This window comes from Mycolicibacter senuensis, assembly GCF_003284925.1.
GTDB lineage: Bacteria > Actinomycetota > Actinomycetes > Mycobacteriales > Mycobacteriaceae > Mycobacterium > Mycobacterium algericum_A.
Genome location: NZ_QMEX01000027.1, coordinates 1 through 22,463 on the forward strand (window position 1 = coordinate 1; position 22,463 = coordinate 22,463).

At 69.7% G+C, this 22,463-nt stretch carries 18 protein-coding genes and 2 pseudogenes; 8 read left to right on the forward strand and 12 right to left on the reverse strand.

All coding sequences use genetic code 11. The features are described from left to right. Both DQP56_RS09425 and DQP56_RS09430 read left to right on the forward strand, forming a co-directional pair. The coding region (locus tag DQP56_RS09425) for a beta-ketoacyl reductase (RefSeq protein WP_114475770.1) at positions 1-1,017 on the forward strand (1,017 nt) is incomplete at its 5' end. A 19-nt stretch (positions 1,018-1,036) separates the two neighbouring features. Beyond that, a complete protein-coding gene (locus DQP56_RS09430) occupies positions 1,037-4,528 on the forward strand; it encodes a type I polyketide synthase (RefSeq protein WP_435673840.1) in 3,492 nt (1,163 codons plus the stop codon). On the opposite strand, the pseudogene DQP56_RS25565 reads toward DQP56_RS09430, so the two are convergent. After that, positions 4,437-5,180 (reverse strand): annotated as a pseudogene (locus DQP56_RS25565) (serine/threonine-protein kinase); the annotation flags it as partial. The gene DQP56_RS09430 and the pseudogene DQP56_RS25565 overlap by 92 nt on opposite strands. 86 nt (positions 5,181-5,266) lie before the next feature. Beyond that, the gene (gene pstS, locus DQP56_RS09440) at positions 5,267-6,385 is read right to left on the reverse strand and encodes a phosphate ABC transporter substrate-binding protein PstS (RefSeq protein ID WP_165824958.1); all 1,119 of its coding nucleotides are present in this window, start codon (positions 6,383-6,385) and stop codon (positions 5,267-5,269) included. Between the two features lie 150 nt (positions 6,386-6,535). Between pstS and DQP56_RS09445 the strand changes: the two genes are divergently transcribed. Beyond that, the gene (locus tag DQP56_RS09445; protein WP_112684791.1) at positions 6,536-7,729 is read left to right on the forward strand and encodes a CoA transferase; all 1,194 of its coding nucleotides are present in this window, start codon (positions 6,536-6,538) and stop codon (positions 7,727-7,729) included. A 20-nt stretch (positions 7,730-7,749) separates the two neighbouring features. Here the strand turns inward: DQP56_RS09445 and DQP56_RS09450 are convergent, their stop codons facing one another. Genes DQP56_RS09450 through DQP56_RS09480 form a run of 7 tightly spaced genes read right to left on the reverse strand, consistent with a single transcriptional unit; the run spans position 7,750 to position 15,601 of the window. Then, positions 7,750-8,895 carry an acetate kinase gene (locus DQP56_RS09450; RefSeq protein ID WP_112684793.1) on the reverse strand — a complete coding sequence of 382 codons (1,146 nt, stop codon included), beginning with the start codon at positions 8,893-8,895 and terminating at the stop codon, positions 7,750-7,752. Beyond that, on the reverse strand, positions 8,892-10,994 hold the full coding sequence (pta, locus tag DQP56_RS09455; protein ID WP_112684795.1) for a phosphate acetyltransferase: 2,103 nt from the start codon (positions 10,992-10,994) through the stop codon (positions 8,892-8,894). Before pta ends, DQP56_RS09450 begins: the two co-directional genes overlap by 4 nt. Positions 10,995-11,005: 11 nt before the next feature. Next, positions 11,006-12,133, reverse strand: a complete 1,128-nt coding sequence (locus tag DQP56_RS09460; protein WP_112684797.1) for an aminotransferase class V-fold PLP-dependent enzyme — start codon at positions 12,131-12,133, stop codon at positions 11,006-11,008. A 9-nt stretch (positions 12,134-12,142) separates the two neighbouring features. After that, positions 12,143-12,724 (reverse strand): maleylpyruvate isomerase family mycothiol-dependent enzyme, encoded by a 582-nt coding sequence (locus tag DQP56_RS09465; protein ID WP_112684799.1) that lies wholly within the window; start codon positions 12,722-12,724, stop codon positions 12,143-12,145. Between the two features lie 9 nt (positions 12,725-12,733). Further along, positions 12,734-13,903: an acyl-CoA dehydrogenase gene (locus tag DQP56_RS09470; protein WP_112684801.1), complete on the reverse strand. Its 1,170-nt coding sequence runs from the start codon at positions 13,901-13,903 to the stop codon at positions 12,734-12,736. 14 nt (positions 13,904-13,917) lie between these two features. Further along, entirely contained in the window at positions 13,918-14,433 is a 516-nt protein-coding gene (purE, locus tag DQP56_RS09475; RefSeq protein ID WP_083035963.1) for a 5-(carboxyamino)imidazole ribonucleotide mutase, read from the reverse strand. After that, on the reverse strand, positions 14,426-15,601 hold the full coding sequence (locus DQP56_RS09480; protein ID WP_112684803.1) for a 5-(carboxyamino)imidazole ribonucleotide synthase: 1,176 nt from the start codon (positions 15,599-15,601) through the stop codon (positions 14,426-14,428). Before DQP56_RS09480 ends, purE begins: the two co-directional genes overlap by 8 nt. 154 nt (positions 15,602-15,755) lie before the next feature. Between DQP56_RS09480 and DQP56_RS09485 the strand changes: the two genes are divergently transcribed. Continuing rightward, positions 15,756-16,421: a GtrA family protein gene (locus tag DQP56_RS09485; RefSeq protein ID WP_083035967.1), complete on the forward strand. Its 666-nt coding sequence runs from the start codon at positions 15,756-15,758 to the stop codon at positions 16,419-16,421. Here DQP56_RS09485 and DQP56_RS09490 read toward each other — a convergent pair. Both DQP56_RS09490 and DQP56_RS09495 read right to left on the reverse strand, forming a co-directional pair. Continuing rightward, the gene (locus DQP56_RS09490) at positions 16,385-16,894 is read right to left on the reverse strand and encodes a PH domain-containing protein (protein ID WP_112684805.1); all 510 of its coding nucleotides are present in this window, start codon (positions 16,892-16,894) and stop codon (positions 16,385-16,387) included. The genes DQP56_RS09485 and DQP56_RS09490 overlap by 37 nt on opposite strands. Before the next feature lie 8 nt (positions 16,895-16,902). Next, the gene (locus DQP56_RS09495) at positions 16,903-17,715 is read right to left on the reverse strand and encodes a biotin--[acetyl-CoA-carboxylase] ligase (protein ID WP_112684807.1); all 813 of its coding nucleotides are present in this window, start codon (positions 17,713-17,715) and stop codon (positions 16,903-16,905) included. Positions 17,716-17,869: 154 nt separating this feature from the next. Between DQP56_RS09495 and DQP56_RS09500 the strand changes: the two are divergent. Further along, positions 17,870-18,767, forward strand: a pseudogene (locus tag DQP56_RS09500) (alpha/beta hydrolase). 35 nt (positions 18,768-18,802) lie between these two features. Here the strand turns inward: DQP56_RS09500 and ligD are convergent. Next, positions 18,803-19,708 (reverse strand): non-homologous end-joining DNA ligase, encoded by a 906-nt coding sequence (gene ligD, locus DQP56_RS09505; RefSeq protein WP_112684809.1) that lies wholly within the window; start codon positions 19,706-19,708, stop codon positions 18,803-18,805. A 149-nt stretch (positions 19,709-19,857) separates the two neighbouring features. Between ligD and DQP56_RS09510 the strand changes: the two genes are divergently transcribed. The 3 genes from DQP56_RS09510 (at position 19,858) to DQP56_RS09520 (ending at position 22,458) form a co-directional block, all read left to right on the forward strand. Further along, the gene (locus tag DQP56_RS09510) at positions 19,858-21,507 is read left to right on the forward strand and encodes an acyl-CoA carboxylase subunit beta (protein ID WP_112684811.1); all 1,650 of its coding nucleotides are present in this window, start codon (positions 19,858-19,860) and stop codon (positions 21,505-21,507) included. Further along, the gene (locus DQP56_RS09515) at positions 21,504-21,746 is read left to right on the forward strand and encodes an acyl-CoA carboxylase subunit epsilon (RefSeq protein WP_112684813.1); all 243 of its coding nucleotides are present in this window, start codon (positions 21,504-21,506) and stop codon (positions 21,744-21,746) included. Before DQP56_RS09510 ends, DQP56_RS09515 begins: the two co-directional genes overlap by 4 nt. Before the next feature lie 73 nt (positions 21,747-21,819). Continuing rightward, entirely contained in the window at positions 21,820-22,458 is a 639-nt protein-coding gene (locus DQP56_RS09520; RefSeq protein WP_112684815.1) for a Maf family protein, read from the forward strand. The last annotated feature ends 5 nt before the right edge of the window (positions 22,459-22,463 follow it).

The window sequence follows — 22,463 nt, forward strand, 5'->3', positions numbered from 1 at the left end:
CGCCGGATCGCCGCCATCCGCGCGCTGGAACGCCGCGGTGTCAGCGTCGACGTGGCCGCGCTCGACATCGGCTCCCGAGAGGCGGTGGCCGAACTGCTGGCTCGCCGGGATGCCGCCGGCGCACCGCCGATTCGGGGCATCATCCACGCCGCCGGTATCACCGAGGGGCAGCTGCTGACCGAGGTCGACGACGACCGGCTGCGGGCCACCATGTGGCCGAAGATCGCCGGCGCCCAGGTGTTGCACGAACTGTTCCCGCCGGCGAGCGTGGACTTCTTCTTCATGACCGCCGCGGCGGGCGCGGTATTCGGGGTGCCCGGCCAGGGCGCCTACGCGAGTGCGAACGCCTACCTCGACGGGCTGGCCCGCGCCCGGCACCGGCGGGGCTGCCACAGCGTCAGCCTGGACTGGGTGGCATGGAAAGACCTCGGCTTCGGCGCCGAGGCCCACGTCGTGCTGCACGAGTTGGAGCGGATGGGCTCCCGGCCGATCTCCCCGGCCGAGGCCTTCGCCGCCTGGGACCACGTCGAGCACTACGACGTCGCCCAGGCAGTGATGGTTCCGCTGCCCCGGGAAGGCGCCGTCGGGAAGCCGGGATCCTCCGCTGCCGACGCCGGCGGACCGACCCGCGACTGGGCGCAACTACCCGCCGATGAGATACTCAGCGAGCTGGAAATCGGGTTGCGCAGCATCCTGGCCCGCGAGCTTCGTATGCCGGAGGCCGAGCTGGCGCTGGACCGGCCGTTTGCCGAGCTCGGCCTTAACTCGGTGATGGCCATGGCGGTCCGGCGCGACATCGAAGCGCTGGTCGGCCTGGAGCTGTCGGCGACGATGCTGTGGAACCACCCGACGACTGCGGCGCTGGCTGCCCACCTGACCGGCAAACTGCTGCCGCAGGAGGACTCCGGCGACGACCCGGCTGCCGCCGGCGGCGAGCTGACCGAGTCGGCCGACAGTGTGTTGAATGAGCTGTTCGACAGCGTGGAATCGGCTCCGGCCGGATGGGACGGGATCTAGTGGGAATCGGGTTCCCCTCATGACCGCAGCATTTGACGAAGAAGCCCTGCGCCACTGGTTGGCCGACTATCTGGTCACCAATATCGGTTGCAGCCCCGACGAGATCGACTTCAACGCGTCGCTGAACGATCTGGGCGTCGGGTCCCGCGACGCTGTGGTGCTCTGCGGTGAGCTGTCGGAGCTGCTCGGCCGCAAAGTGTCGCCGGTGGAGCTCTGGCAGCATCCGTCGGTCACCGAGTTGGCGCGGTTCCTCATCGAGCCGGAGTCCGCCGACGAGGAGACCGGACCCGAGCCCGGCCGGTTCGGCACCGACGAGCCCATCGCGGTGATCGGCCTGGGTTGCCGGTTCCCCGGTGATATCAACTCGCCGGATGCGCTGTGGCAGTTCCTGATCGACGGCGGCAACGCGGTCACCGAAGTGCCGGCCGATCGGTGGGCGCCGTTCGACGACGGGTCGCCGGAGGTCTCGAGCGCCATCGCCCGCACCACCCGCTGGGGCTCGTTCTTGAGCGACATCGCGGCCTTCGATGCAGAGTTCTTCGAGATCTCCAGCCGGGAAGCCGTCAAGATGGACCCGCAGCAGCGACTGCTGCTGGAAGTGGCGTGGGAAGCGTTGGAGCACGCCGGAATTCCGGCAACCTCGTTGCGGCGCTCGCAGACCGGCGTGTACGTCGGGGCCAGCATCACCGAGTACGGCTGTCACGCGTCGGCCGACCTGACCGGCGTGGACGCCTGGAGCAACGCCGGCGGCGCCCTGAGCATCATCGCCAACCGGCTCTCGTACTTCCTGGACCTGCGCGGGCCCTCGGTGACGGTGGACACCGCGTGCTCCTCATCGCTGGTCGCCCTGCACCTGGCGTGCCGGAGCCTGCGGACCGGGGAGTGTGAGACCGCCATCGCCGGCGGGGTGAACCTGCTGATGTCCCCGGCGGTGTTCCGCGGTTTCGACCAGAGCGGCGCCCTGTCGACGACCGGCGCATGCCACGCATTCGACGCGGACGCCGACGGCTTCGTCCGCGGTGAGGGCTGCGGTGTGGTGGTGCTCAAGCGGCTGTCCGACGCGCGCCGCGACGGCGACCGGGTGCTGGCGGTGGTCCGCGGATCGGCGATCAACTCCGACGGCCACTCCAACGGCCTGCTGGCACCCAATCCGGCCGCCCAGATGGCGGTGTTGCGCTCGGCCTACGCCGACGCCGGGATCACGCCGCAGGAAGTCGACTACGTCGAAACCCACGGCACCGGAACGCTGCTCGGCGACCCGATCGAGGCGCGGGCGCTGGGCACGGTGCTGGGACGGGGACGCCCGGTGGATGCGCCGCTGCTGCTCGGCGCCGCCAAGTCGAACCTCGGCCACCTGGAAGCGGCCGCGGGCATGGTCGGCTTCATCAAGTCGGTGCTGGCCGTGCAACGGGGGCAGATCCCGCGCAACCTGCACTTCAACACGCCCAACCCGCACATCTCGTTCGACCAGCTGCGCCTGAAGGTCGTCGCCGAACAACAGCCCTGGCCGTCCACCGAGCACCCGCGACGCGCCGGCGTCTCCTCGTTCGGCTTCGGCGGCACCAACGCCCACGTGGTGATCGAGCAGGCGCCGCCCGCCAAAATCGCTGCGCGCGAACCCGATCCGGCGGTCACGACGCTGGTGATCTCGGGGCGGACCCCGGAGCGGATCGCCGCGACCGCCGGCGACCTGGCCGCCTGGCTGGCGGGCGACGGCGCCGAGATCGAACTGCCCGACGTCGCGCACACCCTCAACCACCACCGCGCCAGGCAGGCGCAGTTCGCCACCGTATGCGCCCGCGACCGGGAGCAGGCGGTGCGCGGTTTGCAGGCGCTGGCCGCCGGCACCTCCGGCGACGGGTCCGGTAGCGGCGTTGTCGGCCCGCACGACGGGCCGTGCGGGCCGGGCACCGTGTTCGTGTACTCCGGGCAGGGCTCGCACTGGGCCGGCATGGGCCGGCAACTGCTCACCGACGAACCGGCGTTCGCCCGCGCACTGGCGCTGCTGGAACCGGTGTTCGTCGAACACGTCGGATTCTCGCTGTGGCAGGTGATCTCCGGCGGTGAAGCGATCAGCGGTGACGCGCAGGTGCAGCCCGTCCTGATGGGACTGCAACTGGCCCTGACCGAACTGTGGCGCTCCCACGGGGTGCACCCCGACGCCGTCATCGGCCACTCCATGGGTGAGGTGACCGCGGCGGTCGTCGCCGGGGCACTGAGCACGGCCGATGGATTCCGGGTGATCGCGGCCCGTTCCCGGTTGATGTCGCAGCAGGCCGGGCAGGGCGCGGTGGCGCTGCTCAACCTGGACAGCGAGGCCACCGAGGCGCTGCTGGCCGGCTACCCCGACGTCAGCGTGGCCGGTTACCTGTCGCCCAAGCAGACCGTGGTGGCCGGCCCGGTGGCGCCGGTGGATGCCGTCATCGCGGCGGTCAGCGCCGGAAACAAGTTCGCCCGGCGGGTCAACATGGAAGTCGCTTCGCACACCGCGTTGATGGATCCGATCCTGCCCGAACTGCAAGCGGCACTGGCGGGCCTGACTCCCGAGGTCGCCACCATCCCGTTCTTCTCCACCGTGACCGAGACCGCCATGCCGGCCGGGGGTATGCCACTGCTGGACGCCGACTACTGGGTCAGCAACGTCCGCCAGCCTGCGCTGCTGGCCCAGGCCATCGCCGCCGCGGCCGCAGAACACACCACGTTCGTCGAGGTCAGCGCGCACCCGATCCTGACGCACGCGATCGCCGACACGTGCGAGTCGCTCGGCGGCCACCACCACAGCGTCGGAACCCTGACCCGCAACGCCGACGACGCGATCAGCTTCCACACCAACCTCAACCGCACCCACACCGCTCAGCCGCCGCAGACCCCGCATCCGCCCGAACCGCACCCGGTGCTGCCCGCAACACCGTGGCAGCACACCCGACACTGGATCGACACCGTGGAGATCCGGCGCAGCCCTGGGCCGGCCGCCTCCGGCGTGGCTCCCGCGGCGGGCAGCACCGGCGCGGTACCCGCGGAGTGGTGGTGCGAGCTGAGCTGGCCGGAAAGCGAATCAGGCGGCCGCGAAGCCGCCGAACCCGCCGCCACCGGCCAGTCCTGGCTGGTGATCGGCGGCGACGCGACGCGGTCGGCATCGGCGGGGTCTCGGCGGCCGGGTCGGTCTGCAGCAGCGGGGACACCGGGAACGGTCCGCCCCAGCCGCCGACTCCGGTGTCGGGGCGGGCGTCGGGCCTGGTCTCGGGTTCCAGACCGCCGGACAGGTGCAGCGCCGGTTCGCCTCGCCGCAGGATCCTGCTCACCTGATGGCGTTCGGGCTCGGTCAGCGCCTGGTAGGCGGCGGCGGCCAGCTCCCCGGCGCTGCTGTAGCGGTCCTCGGGTTTGCGGGCCATGCCGCGGGCCAGCACGTCGTCGATGGCGGCGGGAACGCGTCCCGGGCGCGCCCTGCTGGGGCGAGGGGCGGCGGCCGTCCGGCGTTCCTGCAGCGCGGCGTCGACGGTGTCGGCGGTGAACGCGGGCACTCCGCTCAGGCACTCGGCCAGCACGGCGGCCAGTGCGTAGATATCGGCGAGGTGGGTGACCTGCTCGCCGGTCAGCCGTTCGGGCGCCATATAGGCCACCGAGCCGGTCGCCGGGTCGACGGGCTTCCCGGGGTCGGCGATCGCCGCGGCCACCCCGAAGTCCATCAGGTAGGCCAGGTCGTCGTCGGTGACCAGGATGTTGGCGGGTTTGACATCGCGGTGGACGACGTCGGCGTTGTGGGCGGCGTCCAGCGCCGCGGCGATCTGCCGCACCACGGCCACCGCCCGCGGCGGGCTCAACGGGCCGCCGTCGGCCAACACGGTGGCCAGGTCGGTGCCTTCGACCAGGTCGGTCTCCACGTACAGCAGATCGTCGATCTCGCCGTAGGCCCGGATCGACACCACGTGCGGTTCGGTCAACTGACCGGCGGCTTCGGCCTCGTCTTCCAGCCGATTGCGGAACGCCTCGTCGCCGGAGAACGATTCGGAGATCAGCTTCAGCGCCACCATTTCGTCGGTGCGGGTGTCCTCGGCCCGGTAGACCTCACCCACGATGCCGTGGCCCAGCAGGTCGCCGAGCTGGTAGGGGCCGAACCGTGACCCGGCCCGCGAACCGGGCTCGGTGTTGTTCACCGACGACACTCCTTTCGACCGCAGCGCACCACCGTGCCGCGAATCCGCGGCGAAAGACCGGCTATCAGCCTAGTGGGTGCCGACCCGCCAACCGGTCAGGAGACGGCGTTCACCGCGGCCAGCACCTTGGCCGCGAAGGCTTCCGGCAACGGGATCGACCCGTACTGGTCCAGGCCGTCCTGTCCGGGACCGACCGCGGCCTGCAGGAACGCCCTGACCGCTGTTGCGGTGGCGGCGTCGGCGTACTTCGAGCAGACGAGCTGATAGGTCGCCGACACGATCGGGTAGGCGCCCGGCGTGCTCGGCTTGTACAGCGACGACATGTCCAGCACGAGGTCGTTGCCGTGACCGGAGCCCGCCGCAAATTTCGCGCCGGCGATCGTCTTGCCGACCGACTCGGCGGAGATGGACACCGGCCGGTCGCCGGCGGTGGCAATGATCTGGGCCATGGGCAACTGCTTTCCCGCCGCGAACGACCACTCGCTGTAGCTGATGGAGCCGTCGGTGTTCTGCAGCGCCGCCGAGGTGCCGTTGTTGCCGACGGCGCCCTCGCCGACGCCGCCGTTGAACGTCTCGCCGTCGGCGGCGTACCAGGCGCCGTCCGAGGCGCTCTCGAGATAGCGCTGGAAGTTGGCCGTGAGCCCGGACTTGTCGCTGCGGTACACCACGTGGATGGGTGTCGACGGCAGCGCCACACCCGCATTGAGCGCCTTGATGGCGGGGTTGTCCCAGGTGCCGATCGTGCCGTTGAAGATCTTCGCCACGGTCGGGCCGTCGAGGTTGAGCGCGCCGACTCCGCTGATGTGGAAGGTGACCGCGATCGGGCCGAACACCGTCGGCAGGTGCCATGCCGGTGATCCGCACCGCTCCGCGGCCCGTTCCGGCTGCCCTTTGGCCGGATCCAGCGCCACATCGGTGCCGGCGAAGTCGGTCTCGGCGGCGAGGAAGTCGTCGACCCCGGCACTCGAGCCGTTGGCGGTGTAGTTCAGCGTCTGCCCCGGGCAGGCCCGGCTGTAGGCGTAGCCGAACTGTGCGATCGCGTTCTGCTGGGCAACCGAACCGGCGGCATGCAGGTCCTGCTTGCCGCCGCAATCCACCGTCGACTCCGGCCCGGCCGGCGGGCCCGCCTCCTCAGCGGAGCCACCGCACGCCGAAACGGCAAGTGCGCCAACAGCGAGCAGGGTCGGCAACACAGACCATCGGCCGGATTTCACAGCACCGAACCTTACCCCGACTCAAGCGGATCGGGCATCGGCATACGCCCGGGATCCGGGCACTGTGCCTATCGTGTTCATGGTGTTGCTCATCATCGCCGGACGTCGGCTCGCCGGGCCGTCCGGCCGGCATCGGAGAGGGCTGAGCAGATGACCGACGATTCGGGACCGAGACCACTGGACGGATTCCGCGTGCTGGACTTCACCCAGAACGTGGCCGGGCCGCTGGCCGGCCAGGTACTGGCCGACCTGGGCGCCGAGGTCATCAAGGTGGAGGCGCCGGGCGGCGAGGCCAGCCGGCAGATCACCTCGGTGCTGCCGGGTCGTCCGCCGCTGGCCGTCTACTTTCTGCCCAACAACCGCGGCAAGAAGTCGGTGACCGCCGATCTGCGGGCCGACGGGCCCAAACAGCAGATCCTGTCGTTGGTCGACACCGCCGACGTCGTGCTGGAGGCGTTCCGGCCCGGCGTGATGGAACGGCTGGGGCTAGGGCCCGACGAATTGCGGACGCGAAACCCGAAGCTGGTCTACGCGCGGTTGTCGGCCTACGGCGGCAACGGCCCCAACGGCGACCGGCCGGGGGTCGACCTGATGGTGGCGGCCGAGGCCGGGATGACCTCGGGCATGCGCACCCCGGACGGCAAACCACAGATCATCCCGTTCCAGCTGGTCGACAACGCCAGCGGGCACGTGCTGGCCCAGGCGGTGCTGGCTGCGTTGCTCAACCGCGAGCGGCACGGAGTCGCCGACGTCGTGGAAGTGGCGATGTACGACGTGGCGGTGGCCCTGCAGGCCAATCAGCTCACCGTGCACCTGAACCGGCCGGCGGCCGCTGCCGCCGGCCCCGCGGCCGGGCAGCCGGCCAAGCGCCGCAAGGGCGTCGGCTTCGCCACCCAGCCGTCGGACGCCTTCGCCACCGCTGACGGCCACGTCGTCATCAGCGCCTACACCCCCAAGCACTGGGACATCCTGTGCCGCACCATCGGCCGGCCCGACCTGGTCGAGGATCCGCGATTCGCCGATCAGCGCTCCCGGTCGATCAACTACGCCGAGCTCACCGACGAGCTGGAGACCACGCTGGCCTCGGCGACATCGGCCGAATGGGTGGCTCGGTTGCAGCGCAACGGCCTGATGGCGTGCCTGGCCAACACCTGGAAGCAGGTCGTCGACACCGCGCTGTTCGCCGAGAACCGGCTGGCGCTGCGAATCGGCGACGGCGACGACGCGGTCACCGTAGTGCGAACCCCGGCCCGCTACGGCTCGTTCGAGGCGGTGGCCACCGGCGCTCCGCCGTCACCCGGCCAGCACAACGCGGATCTGTTGGGCGAGAAACCGCCGGGCTGAGCCGGCGCATCGGGGCCGGGTCAGACGAATTGCCAGGCCGCCCGGGCGATCGCCAGTTCCTCGTTGGTGGGAACCACCAGCACAGTGCTGCGCGAGTGCTCGGCGGAGATGATCCGCGCACCGTTGCCGCCGCGATTGCGCTGCGGGTCGACGACGATGCCCAGGCCGTCCAGGCCGGCCAGTGCGTCCTCGCGCACCGCGGCGACGTTCTCCCCCACTCCCGCGGTGAAGGCGATCGCGTCGACGCGGCCCAGCACCACCAGGTAGGCGCCGATGTACTTGCGCAGCCGGTGGATGTAGACGTCGTAGGCCAGCTTCGCGGCCGGCGAACCGTGTGAAACCTGGTGTAGCAGTTCGCGGAAATCGTTGACCCCGCACAGTCCCTGCAGCCCGGAGCGGCGGTTGAGCAACTCATCGAGCTTGTCGACGCCCAGGCCGGCGGTGCGGTTGAGATGAAACAGCACGCCGGGATCGATGTCGCCGCAGCGGGTTCCCATCACCAGCCCCTCGAGCGGCGTCAGACCCATCGAGGTCTCGACGGCCACCCCGCCCCGCACCGCCGACGCCGACGCACCGTTGCCCAGGTGCAACACGATGGTGTTCACCTCCGCGGGCTCGCGGCCCAGCAACAGCGCGGCCTCACCGGAGACGTACTCGTGCGAGGTGCCGTGGAACCCGTACCGGCGGATGCCGTACTGGCTTGCCACCTCGCGGTCTATCGCATAGGTGGCGGCGGCCGCCGGCAGGGAGTGGAAGAAGCCGGTGTCGAACACCGCCACGTGCGGTACGTCCGGGAAGTCGGCGCGCGCCACCTCGATGCCGATCGCGTTGGGCGGGTTGTGCAGCGGCGCCAACTCGGCGAGCCGCTTGATCTCTGCCACCACCGCGTCAGTGATCAGGGTCGGTGCGTGAAATTTGGTGCCGCCGTGCACCACCCGGTGGCCTACCGCTCGAACCTCACCGAGGTCCACCCCGGAATCGGCCAGCCGTTGATGGATCAGCCGCAGCCCGGCGGCGTGGTCGGTGACCGCCGAGTCAGGCTCACCGATCTGCTCCACCAGCCCGGACACCACCGCGGTGCCGGCCACCGGGTCGATGAGCCGGAACTTGATCGACGACGAGCCGGAGTTGAGCACCAGCACCAGCCCGGCCGACACCGTTCTCACCGGGCCGCCTCCTGCGCCTGGATCGCGGTGATCGCCACCGTGTAGACGATGTCGTCGACCAGCGCGCCACGCGAGAGGTCGTTGACCGGTTTGGCCAGGCCTTGCAGCACCGGCCCGATCGCCACCGCGCCGGCGCTGCGCTGCACCGCCTTGTAGGTGTTGTTGCCGGTGTTGAGGTCGGGGAAGACCAGCACGGTGGCCCGTCCGGCCACCGCCGAATCCGGCAGTTTGGCCGCGGCCACTCCCGCATCGACCGCGGCGTCGTACTGGATCGGCCCGTCGGCGAGCAGATCGGGGCGCCGCTGGTGCACCAATGCCGTTGCGGCACGTACCTTGTCGACACCCGCCCCGGCCCCGGATTCACCGGTGGAATACGACAGCAGCGCCACCCGGGGTTCGATACCGAACGCCGCGGCGGTGGCCGCCGATGAGATGGCGATATCGGCGAGTTGCTCGACGGTCGGATCGGGCACCACCGCACAGTCGCCGTAGGCCAGCACCCGGTCCGACAGGCACATCAGGAACACACTGGACACCGTCGACACCCCCGGCGCGGTCCGGATGATCTCGAACGCCGGCCGGATGGTGTGGGCGGTGGTGTGCGCCGCACCGGACACCATGCCGTCGGCGATACCGAGTTGCACCATCATGGTGCCGAAATAGGAGATGTCGCGCATGATCTCGCGGGCGCGGTCCTCGGTCATGCCCTTGTGGGCGCGCAGCTGGGTGTATTCCGCACCGAACGAATCCAGCAGCCCGCTGCTGGCCGGGTCGACCACCTGCGCCGCAGCCAGGTCGACGCCGAGTTCGGCGCCGCGCCCGCGCACCACATCCTCCACCCCGAGCAGCGTCAGGTCCACGATGCCGCGCGACAGCAACCGGCCGGCGGCCAACAGGATCCGGTCATCGGTGGCCTCCGGCAGCACGATGTGGCGGCGGTCGGCCCGGGCCCGTTCCAGCAGCCGGTACTCGAACATCTGCGGGGTCACCACCGTCGACGCCGGGACCCGGATCCGTTCGGCCAGTTCGGCGCCATCGACGTGGTCGGCCATCACCTGCAGTGCGGTGTCGATCTTGCGCAGCGAATCGACGGTGATCCGGGACCTGGTGTGCGACACCTGCTCGGCGGTGTCATAGGTGCGGTGGCCGGTGGCGATCAGCGGCAGCGTGGGGCGCAGCCCCTTGACCAGCTTGTCGATGGCCGGGTGCGGCAGCAGCCCGCCGTTGAGAATGATCCCGGCCAGCGACGGAAAGCCCTGTGCATCATGGGCGTTCACCAACGCCAGCAGTACGTCGGAACGATCGGCCGGCACGATCACCACCTGGCCCTCGGTGAGCCGGTCCAGGATGTTCTCGGCGGTCATGCCGCCGACCATGACGCTCAGCGCCTCCCGGCGCAGCAGCTCCGGGTCACCGCTGTAGACGGTGCCGTCGAGCGCCGCGCAGAGCTCGGCCATCGTCGGCGCCGATAGCAGCGCCACCTCCGGAACGGCGAACGCCGGGAGGTCGGCGGCGGCCGGCTGACCCGAGATCGCCTCGGTGATCTGTCGCAACCGGTCGGGGTCGCAGCGGTTGGCGATCACCGCCGCCGGGCGCGCATGTACGGCCGTCGCCTCGGCCAGGCAGCGCGCGGTGATCTCCGCGATGTCTTGCGCCCCTCGGTTGTGACCGTTGATGGCCAGCACCAGCGGCGCGTCGAGGTTCACCGCGACGCGGGCGTTGAACGTCAACTCGCTCGGGTTGACCACGTCGCTGTAGTCGCTGCCGACCACCAACACCGTGTCGCAGTGGCGCGCCACCTCGTGGAACCGGGTGACGATCTCGCCCAGCGCGGCTTCCCGGTCGGCGTAGACCTGCTGGTAGGTCACGCCGCGACAGCTGCCGTGGTCGTCGATCCTGGCGGTGGCGTGCGCCAGTAGCAGCTCGAGTTGCTCATCGGGCCGCTCGAGGGAGCGGACGATCGGGCGGAACACCCCCACCCGCGCCGACGAGGCGGCCAACAGGTGCAGCAGCCCCAGCGCGATGACGGCCTTGCCGGTGCCGCCCTCGGCGGCGGCCAGGTAGATGCTCGATGCGCGGGCCGGATCGGCTTCGGTCATGGCGCCCGGGCTCAGCTGATCCGGTCGATCGCGGAGCAAAGCCGCGCGACGGTCCCCTCGATGTCGGCCAGCTTGTCCAGGCCGAACAGCCCCACCCGGAAGGTGCTGAATGTCGCCGGCTCGCCGCATTGCAGCGGCACCCCGGCGGCCGTCTGCAGCCCTTGCCCCAGAAACTTTCTCCCGGAGCGGATCTCGGGGTCGGTGGTGTAGCTGACTACCACCCCGGGGGCTTCGAAGCCCGGTGCGGCCACGCTGGGGAAGCCACGTTCGGCCAGCAGCGCACGCACCTTGCGCCCCAGGGTGAACTGCCGGTCGGCCACCTCGCCGAAACCGCGGTCGCGGGTCTCGGCCATGGCGTCGCGCAGCCGGCCGATGACCCCGGTCGGCATGGTCGCGTGATAGGCATGGCCACCGTTCTCGTAGGCCGCCATGATCTCCCGCCACTTCTTGAGGTCCAGCGCGAAGCTGGTGCTCCGGGTGCGCTCCAGGGCCGCCAGCGCCCGGCCGGACAGGCCGACCATGGCGCAGCCCGGTTCGGCACTCCAGCCCTTCTGCGGCGCGGTGACCAACACGTCGACACCGAGCGCTGTCATGTCGACCCAGACCGCACCGGAGGCGATGCAGTCCAGTACGAACAGGCCGCCCACCGCCGTCGTCGCCGCTCCGACGCGCGCCAGATAGTCGTCGGGCAGCAGGATTCCACTGGCGGTCTCAACGTGCGGGACGAACACCACCGCCGGCCGGGTGCGCGCGATCGCCTCCTCGACCTCGTCGATGGCGGGGGGCATCCAGGGGTCCTGTTCGCCGTCGCCCGCCGGGCGCGCGGTGAGCACCGTAACGGCGTCGGTGATGCCGGTGGTCTCCAGGATCTGACTCCACCGGTAGCTGAAGAACCCGTTGCGCACCACGAGCACGTCGGCACCATTGGCGAACTGCCGTGCGACCGCCTCCATGCCGCATGTTCCGTTGCCGGGCACCAGGATTGCCGCATCAGCGCGGTACACCTCACGCAGCATGGCCGAGACGTCGGTCATGACGTCGCGGAAACGCACCGACATGTGGTTGAGCGCGCGGTCGGTGTAGACGACCGAATACTCCAGCAATCCGTCGGGATCGACGTCGGGCAGAAGTCCTGGCATGAAGCTCTCCTAGGCGGGGCGAACGGAGCCGATCTCGACATCGGATATGTCTCTGCCGCCCAGCCACAGCCCCAGCGCCTCGGCGGTGCCACGGACCACGATGCCACGGCCACGGGGCCGGCCGATCCCGTTGGTGGGCTCCACCCGATACCGCAGCAACGTCGGCTGCAGCTTCTGCACGGCCAGGCTCATACCTTCGGCGAGGATCGCGGCCTCTTCGGCCGGCGGGATCTCCCGGGACCGCCCCAGCCCGCGCAGCACGTCCTGGTGATGCATGGCCACGTCGCCCAGCAGGAAGCCGGCCATCGCCCGGTCGGGCACCTGCGCCCAGCGCCGGCCCGCGGCCATGATCTCGTCGCGGTCGCGAAGCCGCCCGGCCGCCACGATCTCGGCGTTGATCTTGTGCAGCCGCCACGGTGCCCGCAGGTACCGGCCGATCTCGGTGGTGCCGATCAGGTGCGCCAGCACATCGCGCGGTGACCAGCCCGCGCACAACGTGGTGGCGTGGTCGAACTCCGCGTCGCTGAGTCCGTCGACCGTGTCGATGAACGCCTGGCGCGCCGCACGGGCGGTCTCGATCCGGGATGTCATCGAGCCAATTTAACGCAGGAGGTGCCGGCTCATCACGACACGCTGAATCTGGTTGGTGCCCTCGTAGATCTGGGTGATCTTGGCGTCACGCATCATCCGCTCGACGGGGAAGTCGGTGGTGTAGCCGGCCCCGCCGAACAACTGCACGGCGTCGGTGGTGACCTCCATGGCCACATCGGAGGCGAAGCACTTCGATGCCGCGGAGATGAAGCCCAGCTCGGTCTCGCCGCGCTCGGCGCGCGCCGCGGCCGAGTAGACCATCAGCCGGGCCGCCTCGATCTTCATCGCCATGTCGGCCAGCATGAACTGCACGCCCTGGAAGCTGCTGATGTTCTTGCCGAACTGCTTGCGATCCTTGGTGTAGTCGATCGCGGCGTCCAGGGCGCCCTGCGCGATGCCGACGGCCTGCGCGCCGATGGTCGGGCGGGTGTGGTCCAGGGTCCGCAACGCGGTCTTGAACCCGGTGCCGGGCTCGCCGATGATCCGGTCGCCGGGGATGCGGCAGTTCTCGAAGTACAACTCGGTGGTCGGCGAGCCCTTGATGCCGAGCTTGTGCTCCTTGGGCCCGACGGTGAAGCCCTCGTCGTCGACGTGGACCATGAACGCCGAGATGCCGTTGGCGTCCAAGTCGGGGTCGGTCACCGCCATCACGGTGTACCAACTGGACCTGCCGCCGTTGGTGATCCAGCACTTGGACCCGTTGAGGATCCAGTCGTCGCCGTCGGCCTTGGCGCGGGTGCGCATCGCCGCGGCGTCACTGCCGGCCTCCCGCTCGCTCAACGCGTAGGAGGCCATCACCTCACCGGCGGCCAGGCCCGGCAGCACCTGCTGCTTCAGCTCCTCGGAGCCAGACAGGATCAGCCCCATGGTGCCCAGCTTGTTAACGGCGGGAATCAATGATGCAGATGCGTCGACGCGCGCGACTTCCTCGATCACGATGCAGGCCGCCACCGAGTCCGCACCCTGCCCGCCATAGGCCTCGGGCACGTGCACCGCATTGAAACCCGACGAATTCAGTGCCGCCAACGCCTCCTCGGGGAAGCGGGCCTGCTCGTCGACCTCCTTGGCGTACGGAGCGATCTCCTTCTCGGCCAAGGCGCGGATCGCGGCCCGCAACTCGTCGTGCTCTTCGGGGAGTTGGAACAGGTCGAACGAGGGATTTCCGGCCCACCCAGCCATGACAGCCTCCTAAGCTACTCGCCGGTAACTTTACCTTGAAGTGCGGCGTCCTTCGCAAGCACGGTGTCCGCCAGCTGCTGCTGGAAAGCCGCCATCCGGGCCCGTAGCGCCGGGTCGGCGGCGGCCAGGATTCGCACTGCCAGCAAACCGGCGTTGCGTGCGCCGCCGATGGAAACGGTGGCCACGGGCACCCCGGCCGGCATCTGCACGATCGACAGCAACGAGTCCAGTCCGTCCAGGCGCGCCAGCGGAACCGGAACGCCGATCACCGGCAGCGGTGTGGCCGAAGCCACCATCCCGGGCAGATGCGCCGCCCCGCCCGCCCCGGCGACGATCACCTCGATGCCGCGGCCGGCGGCGTCACGGGCGTAGTCGAACATCCGTTGCGGGGTGCGGTGCGCCGAGACCACCCCGACCTCGAACGGGATGTCGAACTCGGCCAGCGCCATGGCCGCCTCCTCCATCACCGACCAGTCGCTGTCGCTGCCCATGATCACGCCGACCCGGGGACCGGGCTTGTGCTCACTCATGCGGGTCCCATCCGTCCGTCCAGATTCCGTGCGACAACCAGTGTGCCGCGCTTTCAGCTCGCTCACGCAGCTCCGCCGAACCTGCCGCATCGTCACCGAGCAGGTTGATGTGCCCGATCTTGCGGCCGGGCCGCTCATCCTTGCCGTAGAGGTGCACGCGCGCGTCGGGATAGCGGGCGAACAGGTGGTGAAGTCGTTCGTCGATCGTCATCGCCGGCGGCTCGGGCGCGCCGAGCACGTTGGCCATCACGGTCACCGGCACCACCGGGTCGGTGGCGCCGAGCGGATAGTCCAGTACGGCGCGCAGATGCTGTTCGAACTGGCTGGTGGCCGCGCCGTCCATGGTCCAGTGCCCGGAGTTGTGCGGCCGCATCGCCAGCTCGTTGACCAGCAACTCGCCGTCCACCGTCTCGAAGAGTTCGACGGCGAGCACCCCGACCACGCCGAGCTCATCGGCCAGCCGCAGCGCCAGTTGCTGTGCGGCGGCCGCCGACTCGTCGGACAGCTCGGGGGCCGGCGCGATCACCGCCACGCAGATCCCGTCTTGCTGCACCGTCTCCACCACCGGCCACGCCGCGCCCTGGCCGAATGGTGATCGGGCGACCAGCGCGGAGAGCTCCCGCCGCATCGCCACCCGCTCCTCGACCAGCACCGGCACCCCGGAGGCCAGATAGTCGGCGACGGCGGCCCGCGCCCCGGCCGCATCGTCGACGATCGACACCCCGCGCCCGTCGTAACCGCCCCGGGCCGCCTTCACCACCATCGCGCCACTGGTCTGCGCCCCGAACTCGTCGAGGGCCGCCATCCCCGCAGCGGTCTCGATCGCGGCGAACCGGGGCACCGGAGCCCCCAGTGCCGCCAGCTTGCGACGCATCACCAGCTTGTCCTGGGCGTGGCGCAAGGCGGCCGGTGGCGGGGCCACGTTGACTCCCTCGGCCACCAGCTTGTCCAACAGCTCGCCGGGGACGTGCTCGTGATCGAAGGTCAAGACGGTGGCCCCGGCCGCGACCCGACGCAGATCGTCGAGGTCGGTGTGCGATCCGATGACCACATCGGGGGTGACCTGAGCCGCCGGTTCGTCGGTCGCTCCGGCCAGCACCCGTAGTCGCTGACCGAGCGCGATCGCGGCCTGGTGGGTCATCCGGGCCAGCTGACCGCCGCCGACCATGGCGACCTGGGGGTAGCGCCCGGTTGCGGGCGCCGGCGTTGCAGCCGGGGGCGTGGAGGGCACTGGCACGGGCAATATCGTGTCACGCCGTTCCGGCTACGGCGTTACCCAGTCATTAGGCAGGGATCCGGCTAAGTCCGTACACTGGCGACTTGTGTCTTTTACCGACGCCACGATCGCCCGGTTGCCGCGGGTGATCCGGCCGCTGGCCGAGCGCCACCACGAGTTGATCAAGTTCGCCATTGTCGGCGCGACCACCTTCGTCATCGACTCGGCGCTGTTCTACACCCTCAAGCTGACCATCTTGGAACCCAAGCCGGTCACGGCCAAGGTCATCTCGGGCATCGTCGCGGTGATCGCGTCCTACATCCTCAACCGTGAGTGGAGCTTCAAGGACCGGGGCGGCCGGGAGCGCCACCACGAGGCACTGCTGTTCTTCGGGGTCAGCGGCGTGGGCGTGCTGTTGTCGATGGCGCCGTTGTGGTTCTCCAGCTACGTCCTGCAGCTGCGGGCACCGATGGTGTCGCTGACCATGGAGAACATCGCCGACTTCATCTCGGCCTACATCATCGGCAACCTGCTGCAGATGGCGTTCCGGTTCTGGGCGTTCCGCCGCTGGGTCTTCCCCGACGAGTTCGGGCGCACCCCGGACTCGGCGTTGAGCGCCTCCATCGAGGACGGCGCGCTCGTCGAGGCTCTCGAGGACACCTTGGAAGAGACCGCCGAGTCCTCACCCGACGGCCACGCCGGTGTGGTGACCCTGTTCCGGCGCCCGGCCCGGCATCAACCCGCAGCGGACGGGTTGTCGAAGACTTCGTGATAAAGCAGCGCGTGCACCTGTTCCACGCGCGGGATGTCGTAGAACTCCAGCGGTTCTTGTGACGCCGACTCGATGATCAGCGTCCCGGTGCGCAGCATCCGGTCGATGAGCCCGTGCACGAATTCCACGCTGTTGATCCGCGCCAGCGCGATGTCGATGCCGCTGCGGGTCAGCAAGCCGTGCCGATACATCACGCGCCGGTCGGTGACCACGAAATGCGTGGTCAGCCAGCTCAGGAACGGCCAGAGCGCCAGCCAGCCGACCACCACCAGCCAGATCGTCCAGATCACCGCGAAGACCACGTTCTTGGCGTTGGGATCCCAGGCCCGCGGGTTGACGAACCCGGATGCGAAGCCGGCGCAGGCGGTGGCCGCCAGCAGCGCCAGCACCGGACCGAGCAGGCGTTTGACGTGCGGGTGCCGGTGCAGCACCACCTGTTCGTCTTCGGCCAGCACGCTCTCGGGATAACCCACGGCCCGCCCTAGCTGTTCGGCCGCAGCCGGGTGACGTCGCCGGCCGACACGGTGACCGTTTCACTTCCGGTGTCGATGACCAGTCGGCCGGTGTCGTCGACGGCTCGGGCGAGACCCTCGATCTGCTGGCCGCCGGGCATGTCCGCGCGCACCCGGGCGCCCAGCGTGCAGCTGTACCCGCGGTAGTCCGCGGTCAGCGCCTCGTCGGCCCCGCCGGCCGCACGCCAGGCCGCGATCCGGTCCGCCAGGTTCCGAAGAATCTTGTCCGCCCACAGGTTTCGGTCGATCACCGAGGCGCCCAGCATGGCCAACGAGACCGCCCGCGGATCCGGCACCTGCTGCGCGGTCATGGTGACGTTCAGGCCGAGTCCGACCACGACGAGCTGTTTGGGGGCAGCCACCTCGGCGAGGATCCCGGCCAGTTTGCCTTGGTGGTCTGCGCCCACGATCACGTCGTTGGGCCACTTCAGACCGACCTGCAGGCCCGCGACCTCGGTGAGTGCGTCGGCCACCGCGACGCCGGTCGCCAGCGTCAGCCAGCCCCAGCCCGATGTCGGCACCATGTCGGCGGCGACCCCCACCGACAGGGCCAGCTGGCTGCCCGCAGGCGCCACCCAGTCCCGGCCGTGCCGTCCGCGTCCGGCCGTCTGGTGTTCGGCCAGCAACACCGCGCCGTCGATGTCCTCACCGGCGGCCGAGCGGGCCAACAGGTCGGCATTGGTGGACCCGGTCTCGGCGACCACGTCCAGTGCACGCCACGGCCGGCCGGGCCCGGTGAGCCCGTCACGCAGAACATTTGCGTCGAGCGGCGGAACATTCATTTCGCCAGCTTAGAGCCGGGGTCCCCGCGGCGCCGGTTGAAACGCCCGACCGCGGGGTACCCGGCCCCTTAGCGGCGCATGGGGGGTGATCGGGGTGGGCACCGGGGGGTTGAAGCGACGAATTCACCGACGTCACAGCACACAATCGGTTGCGGTGTCGCTGGCGAGCAGGCTCGTAGTCAAGAACGTGGTGCGCGCATGGGCGATTCGGCCGGACATGCCGTGGCCGTTCGCCTCCGTCGACCGCCTCGCCGGCTGGGTACCCTACCGGCCGGCCGTGACAGTCGAACGACTTCGCCTGGGTTCCTGTGTCGCCGAACGTGTTCAGGCCAAGCAGACACCGGCGCAGCGAGCGATCCTCTACCTGCACGGCGGCGCATTCCTGACCTGTGGACTCAACACCCACCGCGCCCTGGTGGCCCGGCTGTCGCGGGAGGCGGAGGCAGCCGTTCTCAACATCGATTACCGAATGTTGCCCTCGCACGGGGTATCCGACGCGATCGAGGACGGCTTGCGATGGCTTGCGATGGCTGCTCCGGCGCGGCTACGACCCGGAACGAATCGTGATCGCCGGCGACTCGGCCGGCGGCTATCTGGCCTTTATGACCGCTCTGGCCGCCGCGCAATACGGTCTTCCGAAACCTGCTGGTATCGCAGTGATTTCACCATTCACCGACGCAGATCCGACGGCAAAGATGCGGCATCGCAACGCGAACCGGTGCGCGATGTTCCCGGGCGGGGCGCTGCCGGCGTTCACCCGCTATCTCCGCCGCGCCCAAGTCGTGTCGCCGGTGGATGCCGACCTCTCGGCACTGCCGCCGGTCACCATCCACGCCAGCTCCGACGAGCTGCTGCTGCCCGATGCCGAGGCCATGGCGGAGCGGCTGGGCAGCGCCGGCGTCCCGTGCGATCTGCACCTGTGGGACGGCCAGATTCACGATTTCCCGCTGGCCGCCGATGTGCTACCGGAGGGACGGCGGGCGATCCGCTACATCGGCGACTTCGTCAAGCGGGTCACCGAACCGCCCGAACCCGGTACGGCCGCGGCCTGACGCCGCTGCCTTCTGCCACCGGGCCCTGCCCTCCGCTAGGCGCCGAGCTTGGCCAGTCGATTCCGCAGCGGGGCCAGCGCGCACGCCTGCCGGTACATGTCTGCCCAGGGATCACCGCGCTCGCACATCCGCTTGGGCACGTCGCGCACGGTCCAGCCGTCCGGTCGCATACCGGGTACGTCGAGCTCGTCCCACTCCAGCGGGAGTGCCACCGGCGCACCGGCGCGAGCCCGTACCGCGTACGGCGCAACGCCGGTCTGGCCGTAGGCGTTTCGCATCACGTCCAGATACACCCTGCCGCCGCGGCCGGCCTTGCGGATCTCGAGGGTGCGATGCAGCGGGTCGTCGTCGACGACGAGGCCGGCAATGGTGCGGGCGAACTGGCGGGCGGTGTCGAAATCGGCGTCCCCGCGCAGCGGTGCCACGATATGCAGGCCGCGCGAACCGGTCGTCTGCACGTAGGCCGTCATCCCCAGTTCCTGCACGACGTCGGCGACCGCCCGGGCGGTCGCCCGGACCACCGCGAAGTCGTCATCGGCGGGATCCAGATCGAATATCAGCCGATCGGGTGTCTCCAGGTGCGGGCGCCGGGACAGCCAGGAGTGCAGCGTGATGCAGTCCTGGTTGGCCGCCCACACCAGCGCCTCCTCCCGCGTCACCACCGGATGCACCACGGTGCCCTCGCCGGACTTCCGGGCGACCTCGACCCGGTCCATCCAGTCCGGCAGTGTGGCGGCGAAGTTCTGCTGAATGAACCCCTCCTCGTCGATACCGCCGGGATACCGGGTCAGCGTGAGCGGGCGGCCATCCAGGTGCGGCACCATCACCGGCGCGATTTCGGCGTAGTAGTCGATGAGATCGCCCTTGGTGATCGCCTCGTGGGTGCCGGACGCCGGGAAGAGCACCCGGTCGGGATGAGTGATCGAGACGTTGGGCTTCATAGCGGCCGCGTACCCGTTGCCACCGAACCGGTAAACCGGCACCCGAGGGCCGCCCCGGACCGGGAACTCCGCATCGCGGCGCGGGCAGCCATGTCGTGTTAGCGGGTCCGCGCGGCTGATCCGATTGCTCGCGATTAAGATCATTTCTTATGACCGTTACTGAGCACTCCGGACAGTCCGCTGTAGAAGCCCAGGGCGAGCACGTCGTCGACATCCACACCACCGCAGGCAAGCTTGCCGACCTCAGGCGTCGCGCCCAGGAGACGCTGCACCCGGTCGGTGAGGCCGCGGTGGAAAAGGTGCACGCCAAGGGCAAGCTGACCGCCCGCGAGCGCATCCTGGCCCTGCTCGACGAGGGGTCTTTCATCGAGCTCGACGCGCTGGCCAAGCACCGCAGCACCAACTTCGGCCTGGCCGGGAAACGCCCGCTCGGTGACGGGGTGGTCACCGGCTACGGCACCATCGACGGCCGCGAGGTCTGCATCTTCAGCCAGGACGCCACCGTGTTCGGCGGCAGCCTCGGTGAGGTCTACGGCGAGAAGATCGTCAAGGTCCAGGAGCTGGCCATGAAGACCGGCCGGCCGCTGATCGGGATCAACGACGGCGCCGGTGCCCGCATCCAGGAGGGCGTGGTCTCGCTGGGCTTGTACAGCAAGATCTTCCACAACAACATCCGGGCCTCGGGGGTGATCCCGCAGATCTCGCTGATCATGGGCGCGGCCGCCGGCGGCCACGTGTACTCCCCCGCCCTGACCGACTTCATCGTGATGGTCGACCAGACCAGCCAGATGTTCATCACCGGGCCCGACGTGATCAAGACCGTCACCGGCGAGGACGTCACCCAGGAGGAGCTGGGTGGCGCCCACACCCACATGGGTAAATCCGGCACCGCGCACTACGTCGCCTCCGGTGAGCAGGACGCCTTCGAGTACGTGCGCGACCTGCTCAGCTACCTGCCGCCGAACAACTACGCCGACCCGCCGCGCTTCGCGGTGCCGCCGGCCGAGGGTGCGATCGAGGACAACCTCACCACCGAGGACATCGAGCTGGACACGCTGATCCCGGACTCGCCGAACCAGCCGTACGACATGCACGAGGTGATCACCCGGATCCTCGACGATGATGAGTTCCTCGAGGTGCAGGCCGGCTACGCGGGCAACATCGTGGTCGGGTTCGGCCGCATCGAGGGCCGTCCGGTCGGCATCGTGGCCAACCAGCCCACCCAGTTCGCCGGCTGCCTGGACATCAACGCCTCGGAGAAGGCCGCCCGGTTCATCCGGACCTGCGACTGCTTCAACATTCCGATCGTGATGCTGGTCGATGTGCCCGGCTTCCTGCCCGGTACCGAGCAGGAATACAACGGCATCATCCGCCGCGGCGCCAAGCTGCTGTATGCCTACGGTGAGGCCACCGTCGCCAAGATCACCGTCATCACCCGCAAGGCCTACGGCGGCGCGTACTGCGTGATGGGATCCAAGGAGATGGGCGCCGACGTCAACGTGGCCTGGCCGACCGCTCAGATCGCGGTCATGGGCGCCTCCGGCGCGGTCGGGTTCGTCTACCGCCAGCAGCTCGCCGAGGCGGCCCGCAACGGCGAGGATGTGGACGCGCTGCGGCTGAACCTGCAGCGGGAGTACGAGGACACCCTGGTGAACCCGTACGTGGCCGCCGAGCGTGGCTATGTCGACGCGGTGATCCCGCCGTCGCACACCCGCGGCTACATCGCGACGTCGCTGCGGCTGCTGGAACGCAAGATCGTCCAGCCGCTGCCCAAGAAGCACGGGAACATCCCGCTGTGAGCGCCGAAGCCGACGAGGCCACCGCCGCGGCCGAGCCGCAGATCCGGGTGCTCAAGGGCAACCCCACCGACGAAGAGGTCGCCGCCCTGGTCGCGGTGCTGGGCACCGCCGGCGGCGGCGCGGCCGAGACCGGCCCACCGGAGCGCAACATGTGGGGCCACCCGGTCGACAAGCTGCGGTATCCGCTGTTCAGCTGGCAGCGGGTGACCCTGCTGGAGCGCACTCATATGCGCCGGTGACGACACCGAGCGCCGGCGAGGCCGCGGGGATGCCTCCCGCTTGCGGGGGCGAACGGCGCCCCAGGCGCAGCCGGTGACGCGCCTGGTTCTCGGATCGGCCTCGCCGGGCCGGTTGGGCGTGCTGCGCCAAGCCGGCGTCGACCCGTTGGTGGTGGTGTCCGGGGTGGACGAGGACGCCGTGATGGCGAACTTGGGTCCCGATACCGGTCCCGCCGATCTGGTGCGAACACTGGCGTGCGCCAAGGCCGAACACGTCGCGAGCGTCCTGGACCGATCCGTCGCGACCGATTGCGTGGTGATCGGCTGCGATTCGATGCTCTACATCGACGGTGAGCTGGCCGGCAAGCCGCCGTCGGTGGATGAGGCACGCCGCCGTTGGCGGTCGATGGCCGGACGCGCCGGACAGCTGCACACCGGTCACAGCGTTATCCGGTTGCAGGACAATCAGATTCAACATCGCGCCGCGGAAACAGCGGTCACCACAGTCCGATTCGGGACACCCACCGATGACGATCTGGAGGCCTACCTGGCCACCGGCGAACCGCTGCGGGTGGCCGGCGGATTCACCCTGGACGGGCTGGGCGGCTGGTTCATAGAAGGCGTCGACGGCGACCCGTCCAGTGTGGTCGGAATCAGCCTGCCGTTGGTGCGGTCGCTGCTCGCCAAGGCGGGGTTGTCCGTCGCCGCACTGTGGGCGGCCAATCCGGTGTAGCCGAG